The sequence below is a fragment of the Bradyrhizobium sp. USDA 4369 genome (genome assembly GCF_054056435.1).
This window is the reverse complement of the sequence record NZ_JBSRYH010000001.1, coordinates 6,368,761-6,390,240: the sequence shown is the minus strand read 5'-3', so window position 1 is coordinate 6,390,240 and position 21,480 is coordinate 6,368,761. Positions and strand designations below refer to the sequence as shown.

15 protein-coding genes are annotated in these 21,480 nt (G+C 64.9%); 9 read left to right on the top strand and 6 right to left on the bottom strand.

What is annotated here, in order from left to right; genetic code table 11:
- Positions 1-171 precede the first annotated feature (171 nt).
- The 6 genes from ACVIJ6_RS29020 (at position 172) to ACVIJ6_RS28995 (ending at position 11,602) form a co-directional block, all read left to right on the top strand.
- Positions 172-2,055 (top strand): hypothetical protein, encoded by a 1,884-nt coding sequence (locus ACVIJ6_RS29020; protein ID WP_456775520.1) that lies wholly within the window; start codon positions 172-174, stop codon positions 2,053-2,055.
- Positions 2,056-2,320: 265 nt separating this feature from the next.
- Positions 2,321-6,541 (top strand): sulfotransferase, encoded by a 4,221-nt coding sequence (locus ACVIJ6_RS29015; protein WP_456775519.1) that lies wholly within the window; start codon positions 2,321-2,323, stop codon positions 6,539-6,541.
- 458 nt (positions 6,542-6,999) lie between these two features.
- Entirely contained in the window at positions 7,000-9,687 is a 2,688-nt protein-coding gene (locus ACVIJ6_RS29010) for a patatin-like phospholipase family protein (RefSeq protein WP_456775518.1), read from the top strand.
- Between the two features lie 171 nt (positions 9,688-9,858).
- Entirely contained in the window at positions 9,859-10,452 is a 594-nt protein-coding gene (locus tag ACVIJ6_RS29005) for a formyltransferase family protein (protein ID WP_456775517.1), read from the top strand.
- Between the two features lie 312 nt (positions 10,453-10,764).
- The gene (locus tag ACVIJ6_RS29000) at positions 10,765-11,115 is read left to right on the top strand and encodes a hypothetical protein (RefSeq protein WP_456777103.1); all 351 of its coding nucleotides are present in this window, start codon (positions 10,765-10,767) and stop codon (positions 11,113-11,115) included.
- Complete coding sequence (locus ACVIJ6_RS28995; RefSeq protein WP_456775516.1) at positions 11,060-11,602, top strand: hypothetical protein; 543 nt, start codon at positions 11,060-11,062, stop codon at positions 11,600-11,602. Before ACVIJ6_RS29000 ends, ACVIJ6_RS28995 begins: the two co-directional genes overlap by 56 nt.
- A gap of 55 nt (positions 11,603-11,657) precedes the next feature.
- Here ACVIJ6_RS28995 and ACVIJ6_RS28990 read toward each other — a convergent pair whose 3' ends face one another.
- The gene (locus tag ACVIJ6_RS28990) at positions 11,658-11,885 is read right to left on the bottom strand and encodes a hypothetical protein (RefSeq protein ID WP_456775515.1); all 228 of its coding nucleotides are present in this window, start codon (positions 11,883-11,885) and stop codon (positions 11,658-11,660) included.
- A gap of 207 nt (positions 11,886-12,092) precedes the next feature.
- Between ACVIJ6_RS28990 and ACVIJ6_RS28985 the strand changes: the two genes are divergently transcribed.
- The 3 genes from ACVIJ6_RS28985 to ACVIJ6_RS28975 all read left to right on the top strand — a co-directional run bounded on the left by ACVIJ6_RS28985 (position 12,093) and on the right by ACVIJ6_RS28975 (position 16,263).
- Positions 12,093-12,983, top strand: a complete 891-nt coding sequence (locus ACVIJ6_RS28985; protein WP_456775514.1) for a DMT family transporter — start codon at positions 12,093-12,095, stop codon at positions 12,981-12,983.
- 211 nt (positions 12,984-13,194) lie between these two features.
- The gene (locus tag ACVIJ6_RS28980; RefSeq protein WP_456775513.1) at positions 13,195-14,655 is read left to right on the top strand and encodes a caspase family protein; all 1,461 of its coding nucleotides are present in this window, start codon (positions 13,195-13,197) and stop codon (positions 14,653-14,655) included.
- Positions 14,656-14,832: 177 nt separating this feature from the next.
- Entirely contained in the window at positions 14,833-16,263 is a 1,431-nt protein-coding gene (locus ACVIJ6_RS28975) for a caspase family protein (RefSeq protein ID WP_456775512.1), read from the top strand.
- 55 nt (positions 16,264-16,318) lie between these two features.
- On the opposite strand, the gene ACVIJ6_RS28970 is transcribed toward ACVIJ6_RS28975, so the two are convergent.
- From ACVIJ6_RS28970 to ACVIJ6_RS28950, 5 genes are all read right to left on the bottom strand, one after another.
- Positions 16,319-18,130, bottom strand: a complete 1,812-nt coding sequence (locus ACVIJ6_RS28970; protein ID WP_456775511.1) for a hybrid sensor histidine kinase/response regulator — start codon at positions 18,128-18,130, stop codon at positions 16,319-16,321.
- Positions 18,131-18,145: 15 nt separating this feature from the next.
- Entirely contained in the window at positions 18,146-19,675 is a 1,530-nt protein-coding gene (kaiC, locus tag ACVIJ6_RS28965; RefSeq protein ID WP_456775510.1) for a circadian clock protein KaiC, read from the bottom strand.
- The gene (locus ACVIJ6_RS28960) at positions 19,662-19,985 is read right to left on the bottom strand and encodes a circadian clock KaiB family protein (protein WP_456775509.1); all 324 of its coding nucleotides are present in this window, start codon (positions 19,983-19,985) and stop codon (positions 19,662-19,664) included. The genes kaiC and ACVIJ6_RS28960 overlap by 14 nt, the downstream gene beginning before the upstream one ends.
- Positions 19,982-20,791 carry a response regulator gene (locus ACVIJ6_RS28955; protein WP_456775508.1) on the bottom strand — a complete coding sequence of 270 codons (810 nt, stop codon included), beginning with the start codon at positions 20,789-20,791 and terminating at the stop codon, positions 19,982-19,984. The genes ACVIJ6_RS28960 and ACVIJ6_RS28955 overlap by 4 nt, the downstream gene beginning before the upstream one ends.
- Positions 20,792-21,239: 448 nt before the next feature.
- Positions 21,240-21,479 (bottom strand): BrnA antitoxin family protein, encoded by a 240-nt coding sequence (locus tag ACVIJ6_RS28950; RefSeq protein ID WP_012044399.1) that lies wholly within the window; start codon positions 21,477-21,479, stop codon positions 21,240-21,242.
- Position 21,480 lies beyond the last annotated feature (1 nt).

The window sequence follows — 21,480 nt, the reverse complement described above, 5'->3', positions numbered from 1 at the left end:
CTGCACCGCTTCTTTTGGCCCCATTGGAGCAAATAATTCCCAAGTGCTCTGTGGCTGCGACAAATCGCCCGCTCCGGAAGGAGTGAGTGAGACGTCGCATCCCGATCAACGCCCGCGTGCTGCCGAGACGCCAAGCAGCAGACGCCGGGTTGAAACTTGGGGAGATGATCAATGGCAGCCAATACCTTCAACCCGACGGCGCTGGCGAATGGCACGTCCAATCTGCTGAACCGCGCCGACGCGCTGAACTTGTCCACCGACCTCGTTCAGGCCGGCGTCGTCTTCAACGACGCGGTTCGCATCTCGACCGGCCTGTTCTCGACGCCTCAGAACAGCGGCAACTCCAATCCCTTCCTCACCAGCTACACGACCGACCTGCACGCCGTGCAGAACGACATCGCCGCCATGCTCGCCAATCCCGGCCAGGTGACGCTCGGCGGCAAGGCGTTCACACTCAATGCGACCGACACGGCGGTGCTGACCCAGGTGCAGAGCGAGATCACGACGCTGATCAACGCGGCGCCCAACACGACCAATCCCAACACGTTGACCGAGGCTGACCAGACTATTCACAACGTGCAGCAGATGATCCTGCAGCAGATCCAGGGCGATGCCCATTTGTCCTCGGCACTGACGAACTTCACCTTCCTGGCCAACACCGGCGCGCAGGACGTCGCCTTCCAGGCTTTGCCCGCCGGCAATGACGGCACCGCCAATCTCGCCAAGGCGACCGCCGGCGATCTCGTCGCCATCGGTCAGGTCTTCAACGCGGCGGCCGACCTCGCGCTCGGCGGCATCAGCGCCAACAATCTCGGTCAGGTCACGGCCGACTTTACCGCCGTGCAACAGGGCCTGCAGGCCATCATCAACGATCCGGCCAAGCTGGCCGCGCTCGAGGCTGGCTTGACCGCGGTCGATGCGCAAACGACGACGCTGCACCTGATGACGCTGGCGGGCCAGATCGGACTGCAGCTCAACAAATACGACAGTCCGGAAACCCAGGCGAACCCGACCGCCTTGCGCGGCACCGCTGACAACATCCTGGACATGATCGACGTGTTCCAGAACGACGCGACCCTCAACAAGGCCGCGGGTGGCACTGGCATGCCCGGACATGGCGGCGGCTTCTCGGAAATGCCTGGCGGCCTGACCGGCACGGTCACCAAATTCCAGGACAACCAGGTGCAGACCAACTTCTGGGCGTCGTTCCTGGCCGAGGCCAACACGCTCGGTGCCAAGCTGAACGCGGTCGCGAACGGGACGGCCACAGCGACACAGGACATCATCACACAGATCGCCAACTATCAGAACTTCGGCGTCCAGTTCAACAACGCCCAAGGCGCGGTCTTCCAGGGCCGCTTCGACAACGAGCTCGCCGCCGGCGCGCTGCAATCCGACTCCGCGATGGCCACCAAGGCGCTCATGGGCATCATGAACGGCGACACCGGCGCGGCGCTGGCGACCGATCAGGCTATGCTGAAGGCGGCGGCCGCAAACTTCATCGGCAATGCCGGCGACATCGCCGGCAACAACATGGCCGTCGGCGGATCGGCCTATGTCGCTTCGGCCACCTCCTTCGTGACGGCGACCGCGGTGAACGGCATCGCCATGGGCACGGGCGCGCCGGCCGGCGCCACTCCGAACATTGCCAACGGCACCGGCGGCACGCCGGCAAGCACGACCACCCCGGGTGGTGGCGGCGGCATGACCGGCGGGGGTGGCAATGCCGGCGGAGGCACCGCTGGCGGAGGTAACGCGGGCGGAGGCACGACTGGCGGCGGCACAACCGGTGGCGGAGCGACCGACGGCGGCAACGCCGGCGGCGGTAATGCCGGTGGTGGTAACGCCGGCGGGGGCAACGCGGGCGGCGGCGCCAATGGCGGCGGCACCACAGGCGGCAACAATCAGACCACGACGACCCACCACTGCCACAGCCATCACAGCCATCACGGCCAAGACCATCATGCCGCGGCGGCGGCCGCCAACACGGCTGCAGCGGCCGCGACGGGCCCCGACATGTCGCATCACCACGCCATGCATCACATGTGGGGCTGACCTCGCCTCCGAACGGCGTATCGATCTCGACCGGCGCAGACCCAAGGTCTGCGCCGGATTCATTGCGTCAGGACGCAGCACAGGAGCAAGCGTTTAGGTACGCGAGACGCGGCCCTCTCCGTGGACAGCACGACGAGAGGTGCGTAGCGGGCAAACCGACTCGAACGCTTCTACACCATCGATCCATAGCTGCCCTGCTCGGGCCTCTGTTTCGCTTCAATCCGCCTGGAAAACGGCCTTCGTCGCATCCCAGCAAGTTGAGATCATGAACGAGCCCGCCTTCGCCTTGCGTCCCCGTAGTATCAACGCCTCGACCGGCCCCGTCGCGCCTTCGGCCGCGGCGATCGATGAGCGTGCTCTGCGGATCACCGAACAGGCCTACCGAAAAGTGCTGGCGCTCCAACCGCACCATTTCCGCACCTTGTGCGGCCTCGCAATGGTGCGGCTGCAGTTGGGCGACATCCACGAAGCGCGCACCCTGCTCGATCAGGCGGCGCGCGAGGCCGGCGACTCCGCGGAATTTCATCTGATGCTCGGCAAGGCCTTCGCTGGCCTGGGCGACCTGGCAACCTCGAGCGTCCATCTCCAGCGGGCGGTCGCGCTCGACGACACGCTGGTTCAGGCCCGGATCCTGCTGGGCAGCGCATTCACCAGCCTCGGAGATCCGGCGGGCGCAGTCCGGCACCTCGAGCTTGCACTCGCGGCCGACGCAGATGATGCCGACGCCCATCAGACCCTTGGCTTCGCGCTGCAGCGCCTCGGACAGTTCGAGCGCGCGATGTCGCATCACGAGGCGGCACTCGCCGCCCGGCCGCAATTCGCCGCCGCCGCTGCGAGCCTCGGAGACGCCTGCCGCCAGCTCGGCCGGCATGCGGAAGCCATCGCTCATTACGAGCGCGCGCTCACGCTCCAGCCCAATGCCCCAGCCGTCCTGCTCAATATCGGCGGCTGCCAGCAGGCCATCGGCCAGACCGACGCCGCGGTCCGCACCTATCAACGCGCCCTCGTCCTGAGCCCGCATCTCGCCGAGGCGCACTACAATCTCGGCAACCTTCATCTGGAGATGAACAGCTGGCCGATCGCAGTCTTCCACTACGAGCGCGCGATCGCCGAACGGCCGGATTTTCCGGAGGCCCACAACAATCTCGCCAATGCGCTACAGTCGCGCGGCCGGCATGAGGAAGCGCTGGCGCATTATGACGAGGCGCTGCGCCGCAGGCCGAGTTACGCGATCGCCCACCGCAACCGCGCTGATACTCTGCGCAACATGAAGCGGTTCGACAAGGCCATCGCCGGCTATCACGACGCCCTCGCCCTCGAACCGGCCGATACGACGACCTTGAATCATCTCGCTGGCGTGCTGATGATCGTGGGCCGGCTCGACGAGGCCGAACAGGCCTACCGATCGGCGCTGGCGATCAATCCCCGCAACATCGGCGTCCATCTCAATTACGGCGTCGTCAAGCCGTTTACGGTCGATGATTCGCGTTGGCCGGCGCTGCAGGATTTGGCGGCGAGCGCAGACACGCTGAGCGACGACGCACGCATCACGCTGCACTTCACGCTCGGCCGCGCCTATGCCGACGTCAAGGACGGCGAAAATTCATTGCTACACCTTCAGGCCGGCAATGCGCTCGAGCGACGCCGCATCAGCTATGACGAGAACCAGACGCTGCGTCAGATGGAGCGCATCCGCGACGTGTTCTCCAGAGACATGCTGCAGGCGCGCGCCAATCATGGTGACCCGTCGACCGCCGCCGTCTTCGTGATCGGCATGCCGCGCTCCGGCACCAGCCTGATCGAGCAGATCCTCTCGAGTCACCCGGCGGCTTACGGGGCCGGTGAGGTGAACTACTTCGCGGCCGCGACCGGGCTGTTCACCGACCGCGCGCGCGGTGACTATCCGGACATGCTGGCCAAGCTCGCAGATGCCGATCTCGGCTCGATCGCCCAGGCCTATCTCGCGCGCTTTACCGATCTGCCCGCAGGCATGGCCCGCATCGTCGACAAGATGCCCTCGAACTTCCTGTTTGCGGGCCTGATCCATCTTGCGCTGCCCAATGCGCGCATCATCCATGTCAGGCGCAACCCGATCGACACCTGCCTATCCTGCTTTTCCCAGCTGTTTTCGGAGCCGCAGCCGTTCTGCTACGATCTGGCCGAGCTCGGCCGCTACTACCGCGCCTATGAGGCACTGATGGAGCATTGGCGCGCGATCCTGCCGGATCGTGTGATGCTCGAGGTGAACTACGAGGACGTGGTGCGCGATTTCGAGCCCCATGCGCGCAAGATCGTCGCCCATGCCGGCCTCGACTGGGATGAACGCTGCCGTGCATTCCACGAGACCAAGCGGCCGGTCAACACTGCGAGCCTGGTCCAGGTGCGCAAGCCGCTGTTCACCGGATCGGTCGGCCGCTGGCGGCTCTATGGCGACCGGCTCAAGCCGTTGCTCGACGCGCTGGGTCCAGCCGAGGTGCAGGCGCCCGTCGCCGACGCCATCTCCGGCTCGATGCAGCCGTCGCCGACGAACCTCGCGCCGCCGGTGGCCACACCGATCGCCGACACTCCGCTCTTCGATGCCGATCAACTCGGAGCTTTGCAGACGCTGGCGGACGGCGCGGTGGCAGTGGCCAGGAAGCTCCAGGGGCGCGGTGACAACAATGATGCGGAAGCGATCTTCCGTCTCATCCTCGCCGGCCAGCCACGTCAGTTCGACGCGCTGGTCGGACTCGGCATGATCTGCAGCGGCACCAGCCGGCTCGACGAGGCGAAGGATTGTTTCCAGCGGGCGGTCGCCGTCAACGCGAAATCCGCCGAGGCCCATGGCAGCATCGGCGCGGTCGAGGCCTCGGCCGGACGTTACGATGCGGCCGTCGGCCATTACGAGACTGCGCTCTCTCTGTCCCCGAACCATCCCGGCATTCTCTACGCCTTCGCGATGGTGCGCCAGAACCAGGGGATGAGCGAGGAGGCGATGGTGCTGCTGCGGCGCGCCATCGAGAACAAGCCGCAGCATCTCGACGCCCATTTTGCCCTGGGCAACCTGCTCTACACGGCCGGCAAGGATATTGAAGCGGCGAAGTGCTACCTCAAGGTTCTCGAGTTCAGCCCGGAGCACGCCGAGACTCACAACAACATTGCCAATGTGCTGCTGCGCCAGGGCCATCGCGAGCGCGCCATCGAGCATTACAAGCGGGCGATCGCGAGCCGCCCCGACTATGGCGATGCCTATGGCAATCTCGGCAACGCCTATCTCGAGCTCAATCGCCTCGAAGAGGCGATTGAGCAGAACCTGGTCGCGCTCAAGCTGAAGCCGGAGCGGTTCGGCTCATACAACAATCTGGGCGTGGCCTATCAGGCGCTCGGCCGCTTCGAGGAGGCGACCGCGGCGTTCGAGAAGGCGCTGGAGCTGGCGCCCGACGATGCGCCGATCCACCTCAACCTCGCCAACATGGCAAAGTTCAAGCCGGACGATCGGCGGCTGCCCGGGCTGCGGGCGTTGGTCGAACGTGCCGATCAGCTCGATCAGGAAAAGCAGATCGCCGCTCATTTCGCGCTCGGCAAGGCGTTGTCCGATCTCAAGGACTACGACACGGCGTTCGCGCATCTGCGCCAGGCGAATACGCTCAAGCGCCAGAGCTTCGATTACGATTCGGAGCAGCGTCTGGCGATGATGAAGAATGTGGCCAGCCGCTTCACGCCGGAATTCTTCCGTTCGGTGGCCGGACATGGCGACGAGTCCTGGGCGCCCATCTTCATCGTCGGCATGCCGCGCTCTGGCACGACCCTCATGGAACAGGTGCTATCGAGCCATTCGAAGGTATTCGGGGCCGGCGAGCTCGAGACGTTCAAGGAGCTGGTGGGCGAGTGCGCCAACCGTCAGAAGGTGCCCCCCGCCTTTCCCGACCTGATCGCGCTGCTGCCGCCGGAGGAGATGACCGCACTCGGCCGGGAATATACGGCCCGCGTGCGCGTCCTGGCCCCCGAGGCCGAGCGGATCGTCGACAAGATGCCGCTCAACTTCCTGTTTGTCGGACTGATCCATGCCGCGTTCCCTCGCGCCAGGATCATCAACACCCGGCGTGATCCGCTGGACAATTGCGTGTCCTGCTACTCGCTGCTGTTCACCGGGGCGCAGCCTTTCGCCTACGACCTGACCGAGCTCGGCCATTACTACAGGGGCTATGAGCGCGTGATGGAGCACTGGCACGCCGTGCTGCCGCCCGGTGTCCTGATGGACGTCCAATATGAGGATCTGGTCGATGATCTCGAGGGTGTCTCGCGCCGCGTGCTCGCCCATTGCGACCTTGACTGGGAAGAAGCGTGCCTCGACTTCCACCGTACCGAGCGCATGGTGCGGACGGCCAGCCTGATGCAGGTCCGCGAACCGCTCTACCGCCGCTCGATCGGCAGCTGGCGCCGTTATGAGAAGCATCTCGGGCCGCTCTACGAGGCGCTCGGCATCGCGTCTCCGCCGCCAGCCTAGCGAGGGAGAACGCCGCAATAACCGGGTGCTCTGGCCCAGGGATCGGTGACAGGCGAGGCACCCGGCTATCCGGCCGCGCGGCGGAGCGGCACAAACATTGTGCTCCAATCCCTTTAAAAATTTATCCTCATTATTTCGAGACGCTGTCAGTTGAACTACGCACCAGCGCGATTTTTGATCCACCTCCAGTTGAACATCCGTGGATGAAAACTACTCGCGCTTAGCGTGTTCTGTGATCGGTCAAGAATGGACCGACCCGATCTCAAGCGCCCGCGTGAGGCCCCGTTTCGCCGCCAGCAGGCGATGCTGTGCTGCAGCAGGCGAGCGCGACCGCGCGAGCCGACTTGGCAAACCATCCAACCGCAACTATAGATATTCGTTGAGAATTATTTCCTCATGCAATTGTGCTTCCGGTCGAATTTCGAACGTTGCACGACGGCCCGACGGTGGCGCGATGCGTGGAAAGGACTGCGATGACGCGCTGGGGCGAGCTCCTGGAGGCGGCCAATCGAAGCCGGCCCCATCTCTTCGCCAATTCGCCCCTGCCCTCGCGCGCCGCAGCTGCGCCGGGCCCGACCGACGAAGACCGGACCGCGGCGGGCCGCCTGCATATTCAGCTGATTTCTCGCATCGCGACCCAGGCCTTACCCTATGTGGATGGCGAGGAGGTCGCGGCGCTCACGAGCGTCTATCAGCTGTTCAAGGAGGCCCGGACCATCTTCGACGAGCACCCGCAATGCGGGCTGCTGAACGACCTCGTCTGGCACGTTCTCAATGTCCATGTCCGGCCCTTCACCGCCAAATGGCACCGCCTGAGCGAGCGCGGTGCGCTCGAGGCGCTGGATGCGACCGACACATTCCGGGACGAGTTGGCCCGATTGCAGCCGATCCTGCGGCGTATGGACGCGCTGCTCGTCGCCATCCGCGACGGTACGCCGTTCACCGAGCCCGGCATCGACGGGGCCATGGGTCACAACGGATCCATGGCGGATGAGATGAACGCGTCACTTCCTTGGGGGATCGACGAAAAGTTCGGCGGCCTGCCGCCGCGGGTCGCGGCCGGCATCAATAGCGCCGAGCGCGCCGCCATTGCGCAGCGCCGCACGCTTTATGCGGCTCGGCTTGCCGCGCAGGGGCGGACGGCGCCGGAGCAGGATTGGACGGCAAGGCCCGATGCCGCGGCTCTTGCCATTTCCGGTGGAGGCATCCGCTCGGCGACCTTTGCGCTCGGGGTCCTGGTCGCCCTCGCCCGGCGCAATCTCCTGTTTCAGTTCGATTATCTCTCCACGGTCTCGGGCGGCGGCTATATCGGCGCGTTCATGACGACCTTCCTGAGCAGCCAGTTCCTGAGCAGCGAAGCCACAGCCGAGCCACAGCTCGGCCTGCTGCGCGACGACCTGCCGTTTCAGCGCGAGGACGGCGAGGCGGCCGCGTTGCGGCATGTCCGCCATCACAGCAAGTACCTCGCCACCGGCGGCGTCATCGAACGGCTGCAGATCGCGTTCGCGCAGGTCTACGGCATGATGATGAACGGGCTCGGCGTCATCTACCTCGCGGCCGTCGCCGCTGTTGTCGAGTATACGCTGCGGCTTGCTCTGCCGCCGGCCGCGTTCTGGCCTACGCCCGTATTGATCGCGGGCGCTGCGCTTCTGCTCACCCCGTTCGTGCTGCCCTTGCTCTGGCGGCGCCCGGCTCATCGCGGCATGGCCGACCGGCTGCTGCTCGTCCTCTGCCTGATCCTGATTGTCCTGTTGGCATGGCATGGGCTCGGCTGGCTTCACCACAACTTCAGATGGTACCTGCTCTATCTATTGGTCCCGCTGGCGCCGCTGCTTGCTTCCGCGCTGCTTGCGCTCGCCGGCCGCATGGCAACTCCGCTTCGCATCCTGTTGTACATTGTGTCGTGGGTCGCGCTGCCGCTGGTCGTGGTCGGAGCGGAGCTCCTCATCTATGATCAGCTCGATGGCAACACCGTATTGCCGGTGCTTGGAGCAACCAGCAACATCTTCATCGCCGGCATCCTGGTTGCGATCGGCTTCTGGCTGTTCTGCGACCTGTTCGACATCAACTTCACCGCGCCACACCGCCACTACAAGAAGAAGCTCGCCGAGGCCTATCTTGTGCAGCCCGATCCTGCCGACCCGCTCGGTCCGCTGCGGCAGAACGTGTCGGTCCCGCTCTCGAGCTGCAACGAAGCCGGGCGCGGCCCCTATCATCTGATCAATTGCGCGCTGAACGTGCCCGCCTCCAAGGAGGCGCGCATGCAGGGACGGCTGACGGATTTCTTCCTGTTCAGCAGGGACTTTTGCGGCAGCCCCCTGACCGGCTACCAACCGACCGGCGCGTGGGAACGTCTCAATACCGATCTCGACATTGGGACCGCGATGGCGATCTCCGGCGCGGCTGCGGCGCCGCAGATGGGCACTGGCACGATCAAGTCGCTCAGCTTCTGGCTGGCGCTGTTCAACATCCGGCTCGGCCATTGGATCAGGAATCCTGGCCACTCACGTGCCGCCGAGGTGGGTCCGCCCGGCCTGTCCTATTTGCTGCAGGAGGTCTTGGGCCAAGCCGACGAGACCAGGCCCTTCCTCAACGTCTCCGATGGCGGCCACATCGAAAATCTCGGCGTGTACGAGCTGCTACGCCGGCGCTGCAAATACATCGTCGCGATCGACGGCGAGCAGGACGCGCAGATGACGTTTCACGGCCTGACCACGCTGCAGCGGCTGGCCGCGATCGATCTCGGTGTCACCATCGAGATCGGACTGGACGCGCTGCGGCTCAGCAAGACGAGCGGTCTCAGCCACTCGCATTTCGCATTCTGCCGCATCCGTTATCCGAACGCCGAACGCGGCGGCAGCGAGAGCTTCGGCTATCTCATCTATCTCAAGCTGTCGCTGACCGGCAATGAAGGCGAGTTCATTCGTCGCTACCGGCTGGACGAGCCGGACTTCCCGCACCACTCCACCGCCAATCAGTTCTTCACAGAGGCCCAGTTCGAGGCCTATCGCAGTCTCGGCGAGCATGTCGGGGACAAGCTGTTCCTGTCTGCGATCGTCGGACCCGGCATGTCCCGCTCCTCCGAGGTCTGGATCGAGCCGTGGTTTCACGCCATCGGACAGAACCTGCTGACGCCGCGGCCCTAGACGATGCACGGCCGTCGGCCGGAGGCGCGGCTGCCGGACGCTCCCTGTGACTGTGATGAACGCACCGCAGCCGCTTGACCTGAGGCGCAAGGCTTGGTTTGACCCGAACTCACCCGGACTGCGAAAGCAGCCTGGGTGTTGCCCCGCCCCAACCGTGGAAGATCCCTGGCCATGCGTATCACCCTCGTCGGCTCCCGCCATTTCGGTGTGGCCACACTGAACATGCTGCGTGAGAGAGGCATCGAGATCGCGCGGGTCATCGTGCATGATGGCGAGGACCGGCTCGCCGCGGCGGCGCATGCGGCCGGCATCGAGGTTCTCGTTCAGGCCAACCCGAAGCTGGTGCCTGCGAACGAGATCGCTCCGGGGACGGATCTGATCGTCACCGCCCACAGCCACGCCCGCGTGACGCAGGAGGCGGTCCAGGCGGCACGGCTGGGTGGCATCGGCTATCATCCTTCGCTGCTGCCGCGGCATCGCGGCATTGCGGCCGTGGAGTGGACCGTCAAAGAGGGCGATCCGATCGCCGGCGGCACGATCTATCATCTGGCGGAGCGCATGGATGCCGGCGCCATTGCCGCGCAGGATTGGTGCTTTGTGAAGAAGGGCGAAACGGCCCGCGAATTGTGGGAGCGCGCGCTGGCGCCACTCGGTCTCAAGCTGCTCGGCGACGTCGTCGAATATGCCAAAGCCCATGGCACGATCCCCGCCAAGCCGCAGGACGAGCAGTTCGCGACCAAGGCGCCGAGCCTGACGCCGCACTGAGCGTGGGGATCACCGAAGGGCGGAGCGCCGCACCGACATCTTGCGCCAGATGATCGCTCTGTTCTGCCGTCCCGGTTGAGCAAGCGGCGGTATTTTCCAGACGGCGCAACGCGATGGCTCCGATGTGCTCGAGTCGCGCACGAGTTCCCAATTTCCCCGCAATGTCGCCGAAATGGCTCAATGAAGAGTTTGGGATTAACCTTTACCCTTTTGAAAAGACGAGATAATTTTCTATTGCGGCGGCGCGGCAAATTTTCGTCACAATTCTTCCAAATAAGCTTGTCGATCATAGACATTGAGGGACATCGATTCATGCGTCTCGATCGCATTGGAATGGCTTTCGCCGCGTCGATCCTGGCAGGCGCTGCAACCTCCCCCGCTTTTGCCCAATCGCCCTATGACGGGCAGTGGCAGGTCACGATCGTCACCAACAGCGGCAGCTGCGAGCCCACGGCCAGCTCGACCCTGACCGTCTCGGACGGTAAGGTTTCGGCAGCCGGCGCCAACATCTCGGGCTCGATCGGGCGCGAGGGCGTCGTCAAGGTCTCGATCAATGGCGCATTCGCGAATGGTCAGCTCAGCGGCAATTCCGGCTCCGGCAAGTGGAATGGAGCTTCGGCCGGTATCCCCTGCAGCGGCCGCTGGCAGGCGTCCCGCCTCTAAGGCGCGCCACGCTCCGATCTCCAGACGGCGGCTTTCGAGAGCCGCCGTTTTGCTGTGTGCGATCTTTGCCGATGGCCCGGCCTGGGCCGATCCGGGCCCTTTCACCGGCATGGCCGGGACCTGGAGCGGCAGCGGCACGGTGGCGCTCGAGGACGGCTCGACCGAACGCATCCGTTGCCGGGCCAATTACGCGGTCGCGGGTCCGCGCATGGGCCTGGTCCTGACCTGCGCGAGCGACGCCTATAAATTCGGGCTGCAGGCCGATGTGGTGGCCGACGGCTCGGCGATCTCGGGAAGCTGGAGCGAGACCAGCCGCGGCGTCAGCGGCGTGCTGCAGGGGCGCGGCAGCGGCGGCAACTTCCAGCTCGTCGCGACGACCGCCGGCTTCAACGCCAATATCGCGCTCGCCACCCGCGGCAACAAGCAATCGGTATCGATCCGCGCCGACAGCCAGTTCCGCGCAGCGACGATCTCGCTCTCACGGTAGAACATAAAGAGACACGGACGGAAGCGCATCGCGCTCTGGCCGGCGCGCCGTCCGCTCAAGCGCGCTTGGCGCCCGGCGCCGGACCACCAGCCGGAGCCGGCGCCAATTGCGCCGCGGTCCGTTTGATGGTCTTGGCGATCAGCAGCGCCTGCTCCCGGGTCATGGCAAAATCCTGCACGCCCTTCTGGGTGGTCAGCGACAGCACCATGAGATGAGGCTCCCGCTCCGGCCAGCCGGTGGCAAAGGCGGTCAGGAAGTCGGCTGAGGCGGCACGTTCGGTCATGTCTGAAAGCTCTGCCCTGCTGTTTCGGGGCGGTGGCTTTAGGACGAAACCGCGTCACACTCCATGTTTTTCTCGACGGAGCTTTGGTCGGGCTGCGGTCCCCTGCACCATTGGTGCAGTGCATCGTGGAAATCATTTGCAAGACCGGACCTGGGCGGAGATACAGCCTCCGCTCCTCGCCCCGATCCTCTCCAAGACAGCTGCCTGATGCATCGCTCCGCTTCGAAAATGACGGCCGCATCATGGATGGCGGGCTGGCTCGCTCTCATGCTTGTCATGGTGGTCGCAGGGCGCGAGGCCATGCGGGAGCTGAACGTGTTCGAGCTGATGGAGCTCCGCTGTCTCATCGGCCTCGCGATGCTGTCACCGGTCATCGCGCTGAGTGGCGGCTTTGCCAGGCTCCGCACAGCCAGGCTGACGCTGCATGTGGTGCGCAACCTGATCCATTACGGTGCACAGCTGGGCTGGTTTCTGGCCCTCACATTGATTCCGATTAGCCAGGTCGTCGCCATCGAATTCACGATGCCGATCTGGACGGCGCTGCTGGCAGCGACATTCCTCGGTGAGCGCATCACGCTCTCGAAGCTCATCGCCATCGTGCTCGGCCTGGTCGGTGTGGTCGTGATCGTTCGACCTGACGCCGGCGCCGTGAACCCGGGACAGCTCATTGCGCTCGCCGCCGCCGTGGGCTTTGGCGTTTCGGTCGCCCTGGTCAAGATCCTCACCCGCACCGAACCGACCGCCTCGATCATCTTCTGGATGCTCGCGGTCCAAGCCACGGCGGGGCTTGTCCCCTCGCTCGCGATGTGGGCATGGCCGTCGGCGACGGCATGGGGCTGGATCGTCGTGGTCGCGCTTGCCGGGACGTTCTCCCACTTCTGCATGGCGCGGGCGCTGCTCTATGCCGATGCAACGGTGGTCGTGCCGATGGACTTCCTGCGGGTACCGCTGACGGCCACCGTCGGCTGGCTCGTCTATTCGGAACGGCTCGACGGCTTCACGCTGGTCGGCGCAGCCCTGATCCTGGCCGGAAACCTCCTGAACCTGCGCCCTGCCCCGGCTCGCCCGGTTCCAGTGAGCGGCTCGGCGGGGACCTGAATCTCGGAGCCCCCGACCGGAGGCGCTGGCTGCGCTGTGATCCTCGTCACGGAAGACAGCCCCTGCACGTGGTTGGCGTTGGTCCCGCGCAACACTCGCCAAAAAGCTTTGCGGCCAAAGCGAGATTTTTTACATCGGAACAAGACTTTTCGGCCCGCGCAGCGACAAATGCGGAAGTGATCGCTTCGCTAATTCGTTGGGGGATCTCCTGATGCGCTTTCTCTCCATCACATTGTCCCTGCTCTGCATGGTGCTGACGGCGGAAGCCGCACGCGCCGACCGTCGCGTCGCCTTCGTGGTCGGCAACGGCGCTTATAAGAGCGTGGCTCAGTTGCCGAACCCGCCGGTCGACGCCAAGGCTATGGCGGCAACCCTGCGCAATGTCGGCTTCGACGTGGTCGAGGGCACCAATCTCACGCGCGACAAGATGACGGAGAAGCTGCTCGACTTCGGCCGCAAGGCGCAGGGGGCCGACATCGCGGTGTTCTATTACGCAGGCCACGGCATTGCGATCGCCGGCACCAACTACCTCCTGCCGGTCGATGCCGACCTGAAATCGGAGATGGACGTCAAGCTCGGCTCGGCGATCAATATCGATGTGACACTCGATCAGACGATGGGCGACGCCAAGGTCAAGCTGGTGTTCCTCGATGCCTGCCGCGACAACCCGTTCGCCGCCAAGATCAAGTCGAACTCACCGACCCGCAGCGTGTCGGTGCAGACCGGCCTCGCCGAGATGAAATCAGGCGAGGGGACGCTGATCGCGTTCGCGACCGGTCCCGGCCAGACCGCACTGGATGGCGATGCCGGCGCCAACAGCCCGTTCACCCGCGCGCTGATCTCGCACATCGCGCAGCCCGGCGTCGAGATCCAGCAGGCGATGACCTCGGTGCGCGCCCAGGTCAATGAAGAGACCAACAAGGGGCAGCTGCCCTGGGGGCATACCAACCTGATCGGCGCGGTGTATCTGAATCCGGCCGCGTCCCCTGCCGCAACCGCCGCCTCTTCCGGAACCACTCCGGCCGCCGTCGCCGCAAGTCCGGTCGCCGGCGAGGCCGAGCTTGAATTCTGGCGCTCGGTGAAGGATTCCAACAAGCCCGAAGAGCTCAACGCCTATCTCTCGACCTATCCGAACGGGCAGTTCAAGTCGCTGGCAATGGCGCGCATCGCGTCGATCGAGAGCGGCGCCATCAATACCGCGACCCGCAACGTCGCCAAGGGTGTCGATCCCGCCACCTTCACGGAAGAAGGCACACAGGTCAGTGAGGATCAGATCGGCCTCGACAAGACCAAGCGGCGTGACATACAGCGGCGCCTCACCGGTTTGGGCTTCGACACCAAGATGACGGGTGTGTTCGATGACGAGACCCGCGCCGTCATGAAGCGCTGGCAGGCGGCCCGTGGCTATCCTGCGACCGGCTTCATGACCAAGCTGCAGCACAAGGCGCTGCTGGCCGAGCCTCAGCCGGCTCCGGCGACGGCCGCGGTCGGCGACGAGGCCAAGCCCCGCCGCGCCAAGCCGGCCGGCAATGTCGCCGCCGGCGCGCCGCCGCCGCAGGCCGCGCCGGTCTATCGCAACCCGCCGCCGCAGGACAACGCCGGCAATGCCGCGGGCGCCGCGTTCATCGGCGGCATGATGGGTGGCGTTCTCGGCAGCGCGTTGCGTCGCTAGTCTCTCCTCCTATCATTCGACAACAGCTGTCAGCCCGTGCCGCAAGGCACGGGCTTTTTGCTGCCGACCGACAAGGCAGCCACAACCGCCGATTTGACCTGGGCCAATCACGGCTTTTTGGTGTAGATATGGAGGCGAATTTCAGCCGTCGCCTATGCTTCGCCAAGGAGATTTCAGATGCGGGGGATCAGCCTCATTCCAAGGCTCATTTTGGCGCTGGTCCTGGTTACGCTTGCGATCGACAGCGCATCGGCGGACCGGCGCGTGGCCTTCGTCGTCGGCAATGGCGCTTACAAGAACGTGGCCCAGCTTCCCAACCCGCCGGTTGACGCCAAGGCCATGGCCGTCACCCTGCGCAATGTCGGCTTCGACGTTGTCGAGGGCACCAATCTCAACCGCGAGCAGATGACGGAGAAACTGCTCGATTTCGGCCGCCGCAGCCAGGGCGCCGACGTCGCCGTATTTTATTACGCCGGTCACGGCATCGCGATTTCCGGCACCAATTATCTGCTGCCGATCGACGCCGACATCAAATCGGAGATGGACGCCAAGCTCGGCGCCGCCATCAATGTCGACGTGACGCTCGATCAGACGCTGGGTGACGCCAAGGTGAAGCTGGTGTTCCTCGACGCCTGCCGGGACAATCCATTCGCGGCCAAGATCCGCTCGAGCGCCTCGACGCGCAGCGTCTCGGTGCAGACCGGTCTCGCCGAAATGAAATCCGGCGAAGGCACGCTGATCGCGTTTGCCACGGGTCCGGGGCAGACCGCATTGGACGGCGAAGCAGGCACCAACAGCCCGTTCACCAGGGCTCTGATCGCGCACATCACCCAACCCGGCCTGGAAATCCAGCAGGCCATGACCCAGGTTCGGGCGCAGGTGAACGAGGAAACCGGCAAGGGCCAGCTGCCATGGGGCCACACCAACCTGATCGGCGCGGTCTATCTGAACCCGGCAGCCGGAGGAGCGTCCGCAGGCCCGAGCGCCGGGACTGTTCCGGCGGCGGTCGCGGCGATGCAGCCCGCGAACGACGTCGAGCTGGAGTTCTGGCGCTCGGTGAAGGACTCCAACAAGGCCGAGGAGCTGAAGGCCTATCTGACCAACTATCCCAATGGCCAGTTCAGATCGCTGGCGCTGGCGCGGGTGGCTTCGCTCGAGAACGGCCCGTCCACCACGACGCGCAACCTGACCACCGGCGTCGATCCCGCGACCTTCACCGAAGAGGGCACCCAGGTGACCGAGGATCAGATCGGGCTCGACAAGGGGCAGCGCCGCGACGTGCAGCGGCGCCTGACCGGCCTCGGCTTCGACACCAAGACGAGCGGCAAGTTCGACGAACCGACCCGGGCCGTGCTCAAGCGCTGGCAGGCGGCGCGCGGCTATCCGTCGAGCGGTTATCTGACCAAGCTGCAGCACAAGGCTCTGCTCGCCGAGATCATCCCGGCCTCGGTCACGGCAAGCGCCAGCGAGGATGAGCGCCCGGCCCGCCGCACGCAACGCAGCAGCGGCGGCGGTGGTGGCCATCATCGCGGCGGCGGTCCCGACGCCGGCGCGGCCTTCATCGGCGGAATGATGGGCGGCATTCTCGGCGGCGCCTTCCGTCGCTGATCTCGGCAACGGCGCGGCTGCGGGCGGCCGAAGACGCGTCGCCCTGTCGGTCGGGTCAGCTGGCCTCGGCGCCACGTTTGCGTTCAATGGCGTCGCCGATGAAGGCGAGCAGCTCCTCGCGCTTGAACGGCTTCATGATCGTCCGCCGGCCGCCGATCCGGTGCTCGCCGGCATCAGCGACGATGGGATCGTTCGAGTAGCCTGTCATGAACAGCACCGGCAGATCAGGATGCGAAACGGCCAGTTGCCGGGCGAGTTCCGGCCCGCTGAGCCGCGGCATGACCACGTCGCTCAGGACCAGATCCACCGCATCTGCTTGCTCGCGAAGAAAGCGCAGCGCCTCTTCGCCATCGGCCATGGACTGAACCGAATAGCCCGCGCGCGTCAGCATCGCCGCTGTGGCGCGCTGGGCGAGAGAATTGTCCTCGACCAGCAGGATCCGTTCGCCTCCCCTGGCTTGCTGAACCGGAGGAGCCGGCGCGGCCTCGGTCTGGATGGTCTCGTTCGCACGCGGCAACAGCACGACGAAGCTGCTCCCCTCGCCGATCGCGCTCCTCACGGCAATGCTGCCGCCCGCCTGCTTCACGATGCCATAGCAGGTCGCAAGTCCGAGGCCGGTGCCGCCACCGCGGACCTTGGTCGTGAAAAAAGGATCAAAGATGCGATCGAGATCATCGGGAGGAATCCCGGTGCCGGTGTCGCTGACCGTCATCATGACATAGTCGCCCGGCTCCATACCCTCGTCGCCACGCTGGATCGTCCTGTTGGCCACCGCGATCGTCAGCTGCCCGCCCGAGGGCATCGCATCGCGGGCGTTGAGAGCGAGGTTCATGATCAGTTGCTCGACCTGCACCCGATCCGCGATCACGGGCCAGCTCTGCTCCTCGACATCGATGCTGATCTCGATATTGCTGGGCAGCAGCCGACGAAACATCTTCTGCAGATCCGCCAGAGTGGCGCCGAGATCGAGCAAGGTCAGCGTCGCCGGCTGCTTGCGCGAGAAAGCCAGCAGCTGCCGCGTCAGATCACGGCCACGCTCCACCGCCTTGATGAGCTCCAGGACATCCGGCAATCGCGGATCGTCGCCAAGACATTCCTCACGCAGCATTTCGGCATAGATCATCATCACGACAAGAAGGTTGTTGAAGTCGTGGGCGATCCCGCCTGCGAGCACCCCGACCGCCTCCATCTTCTGTGACTGCCGAAGCTCCTCGTTCAGCCGCTTCTGCTCGGTCACGTCCTGAATGAGAAGAAGCTGGGCCGGCGCCCCCTCCCACTCGCACCGCGACACGCGCAGCTCGCAGCGCCGGACATCCTTGCCGCGATAGACCTCGATCTCCGAAACCGCGCCCTCGCTGACCGCGAAGCTGACGCGTTCGCCGATGAAGTCGTCGCGCGCCTTTCCGAACAGCTCATGGGCCGCCCGGTTGACGAAGGCGACCTCGTTGTCCTGATTGGTGACGATCAACGCGTCCGGCACCGCCTCGAGCAGCTGGCCGAAGTGACGATGACTTTCCGCCGACAATGCGCGCGTCGCTGTCGCGGGCGCGCCGAGCGGCAGTGTGAAGCGGGCCTGGCCGGCACCACCGCGCCCATCCGTCGCGGACTGGTTGAAGAGCACGACGGGGCTCACGGAAGCCAGAGCGTGCAGATCCTCCGGGAAGGCGGCTGCGACCTGAGAGGACGCCAGGTTCATCAGGATGGTGTCGTAGGAGGCCGTCTCGAGCCTGCGGCGCGCCTCCGCCATCGTCGCGGCCCGGCTCAGGTCGATCTCGGCCTTTTCGCCGCCCTCACCGCCTCCCGTCGCAAGCAGGGGCGCCGCGGCCTCGCCGCCGATCACCAGCACTCGGTAGGGTGATGCGTCCATGTCGGATGTCCCTGCCTAGAGCTCGCTTTGCGATCCGCCAAACATCTCGGCAAGATGGTCGCGCTCGCGCGCAAACATATAGGTGGGAGCCCCCGTCAGAATTCCATGCACGTCGCGGAAGGTGGAGACCAGATGCATGCCGTGACCGTCAATGACATACTCGCGGATGTCCTTGTCGTGCTGCGTGCCGCGCATCTTCAGGATCGCCAGTCCACGCCGCATCACGCCGTAAAGCTCGACGTAGCGCAGCAGCACGATCATGTCGGTGATGGTGGAGATATGGGTCTCGGTGATCGACGCGCCGCCCATCAGCATCGATGTCGTGTTGGTGAAAAGCCCGGTGATCCCGACCTTCTTGATATGGCTCGTCAGCGCAATGACGAATTCCCGATAGGATTTCGGCGTGCCCGCGCGCTCGAAGGCCGACAGGCTGTCGACCGCAATCCGGCTCGGCTGGAACTCGTTGATCTCCCGCTGGATGTAGAGCAGGTGATCCTCCAGGCCCATGGTCTCGGGGTATCTGGCAATGATGCGGAGGAGACCCTCCTTCTCCGCTGAATCGAAATCGACGTTCCAATTCGACGCATTGCGGGTCAACTGTTCCCGGCTCTCCTCCGCCGCGATCAGCAGCGCACGTTCCCCGCGCTCGATGGCGGCCCTCAGGTAATGTGTCACCATCAGCGTCTTGCCGGTACCGGTGGCTCCGCTCACCAGAATGATGGAGTCGCGGTAGAAGCCGCCGCCGCACATCTGATCGAGCTCGGGCACGCCGGAGGACACCCGAAGATCGCTCGAGCGCTGCTTCAGCTCGATTGCCGAGAGCGGAATGATCGTGACACCTTCAGCGTGGTCGACCGTAAATGGATACTCGCCCTTCTGATGCGTGGCGCCACGAAATTTCAGGATCTCGATGGTCCGCCTGCGCTTCTCCTGCTCGAGCCGGTTACGCAGCACCAGGACGTTGTCGGCCACGAACTCCTCGACGCCGAAGCGCGCCAACCCGCCATCCTCGTCGAGGCGTTCCATCGTGATGATCGTGGTCACGCCAAGAAGCCGCAGCGCGCTGGCGATGCGGTGCAGTTCCCGGCGCACCACATTGGCGTCCGAGAACTGCGGAAACAGCGCGCCGACCGAATCCAGGACCACCCGCTTCGCATTGACCTTCCGGATCGCATTCTCGATCCGGACCATCAGCGCCGAGAGGTCATAGGTGCCGGCCTCGACCATCTCCTCGCCCTGCTCCGGCGTGGCATCGACAATCGCGATCTGGCCGTTCCTGTTCAACGATTCGAAGTCCCAGCCGAACGACGCGACGTTGCGCATCAGGTCGTCCGGAGCCTCCTCGAACGTGACACAGACGCCATGCTCGGCACAGGTCTGCACGCCCATGACGAGAAACTGCAGCGCGAGCACGGTCTTTCCGCTGCCGGCGGTACCGGAGACCAGCGTGCTTCGATTCAGTGGCAGGCCACCGTTCGAAATCTGATCGAATCCGGCGATGCCGGTCCGCAATTTCTCAAGTTCGAAAGCCCTAGTCGCGCTCATTCCCCGCCCCCTCCTCCTTTCCCATACGTCCCACGGACGAACTCTGGAGGATCCCGAGCCCGAGCAGGACCTTCCTGGTATCGCTGAGATCGCCGATGATCTTTCGCACCGGGCCGGGATGGCGCTTCACCAGCGTGGGTGTCGCGACGATCTTCTCGTCCTCGGCGATCTGCGGATGCTCCAGCACGTCGATGATGTCGATCTCGCAGGGGATGTTCAGCTCGTGCTGGCAGATCCTGCGGAGGTTCTCCATCGCGCGCAGCGAGTTCGATGTCTGACCTGTGATGAACAATCCGAGTTGCAGGGTCATTCCCTGTCTCCCGGTGCGATGCGACGTCGATGCCCGAGCCGGTAATAGTCGACCAGCAGTCCCATCATCTCGAGCGCAAGCAGCCTGCCTTCAAACACCAGGGTGCTCGTCCGCTCGACGGTCGTTCCGCCGATCGCCTTCTCGAGCGCCACGACGTGAAGATCGAGGAGATCGCGCGGCCCGCCGCCTTCATCGCCAATCGATGTCGCAATCCTCTCCATCATGCGGAGCGGACGGGCATGAGGCTCGCCGCTGGGGTCCAGGTATTCGCGAAACAGCCGCAGATATTGCTCCACGAGGTCACCGAAGGCCTCGGGCCTGCGCTCCCGGATCGACCCGTGTCCGGCCAGATGCGCCGAAACGCTGGTGACGCGGCCGGCCGAGGACAGGTCCCGGTCATTGGCAAGCGAGCGCCTATTGTCCTCGATACGATCCTTGCGGCGCCGAGCGGTCGCATAGATCATCGCGCGCCGCAGCGTCGAAGGTCCGGCCTCCGCTCCGGGCAGGTAATCACGAGCTCCGGCCCCAGCATAGGCCGCGGCGCTATCGGCATTGGCCGGTCCATTGACGACAATGATCGGGATATCCTGGCCAGCGGCTCTGAGCTTGCCGACATCCGAGACGCTGTGCGCGTCGGAATCGTCCACATCCAACACCACCAGGTCGATGGGCTGGTGCGTCAAGATGGCTTGCGCTTCCGCAACTGTTGCAACAGTCACCAATTCGCAGCCATCCATCATCGAGGGGCCCGTGATCGCATCCCGCACCACCTGCCCGCTCGCTGGACCACTCTCGACGAGCAGCACACGAACCGGAAGCTCAGCTTCGGCGCTCATGAAACGCTCCCGGAGAGGCGTCGACATCGCTCAGTCGGGACGATTCCGGCATTGCAGACGACCGCTGCAGAGGCTTGCTCTGAACAACATCGCCGCGTTGCCGGATGGAAACGCGAGAGACAATCGAAGAACGCGTTCGATGAGAGTAGATCAGGATCGAGGCGGTGAGAAGAAAAAGTTCCACCAAGACGTGTACTGCGCCAATATATCGCTGCGATCATGCGACGGGTTGTCGCAAATGCCGCGCTTGATCTGCCGCCATGACCTTCGGCGGTCATCGGGGCAATCAGCCGCGCGGAAGCGGTCACATTGTCTGGCAACTGACCTGTGACCGAAGGCGTGCAGAGCAGGCGCGGCCACGACCGTCCGAGCCAGAGACTGAGCCGTCCGACGCCTAAGCCGGGACTTGGTTGTTGCGCTAAAGACCGGCTGCCTTGCGCAGGACGGCGTTGATGCGGTCCTGCCAGCCCGGGCCTTCGGATTGGAAATGCTCCAGCACGTCCTGATCAATCCGCAAGGTCACCTGCTCCCGCACGCCGGGGACGGCCGCCTTCTTCGGCGGCGCCTCCACCGGCTTCGTGGTGACCTTCTTGAAAGCGGCTTCCGCCTCGGTGCGGGCGTCGGCCAGGGTCCGTGGGCGCCGCGGCTGGTCGGCCATG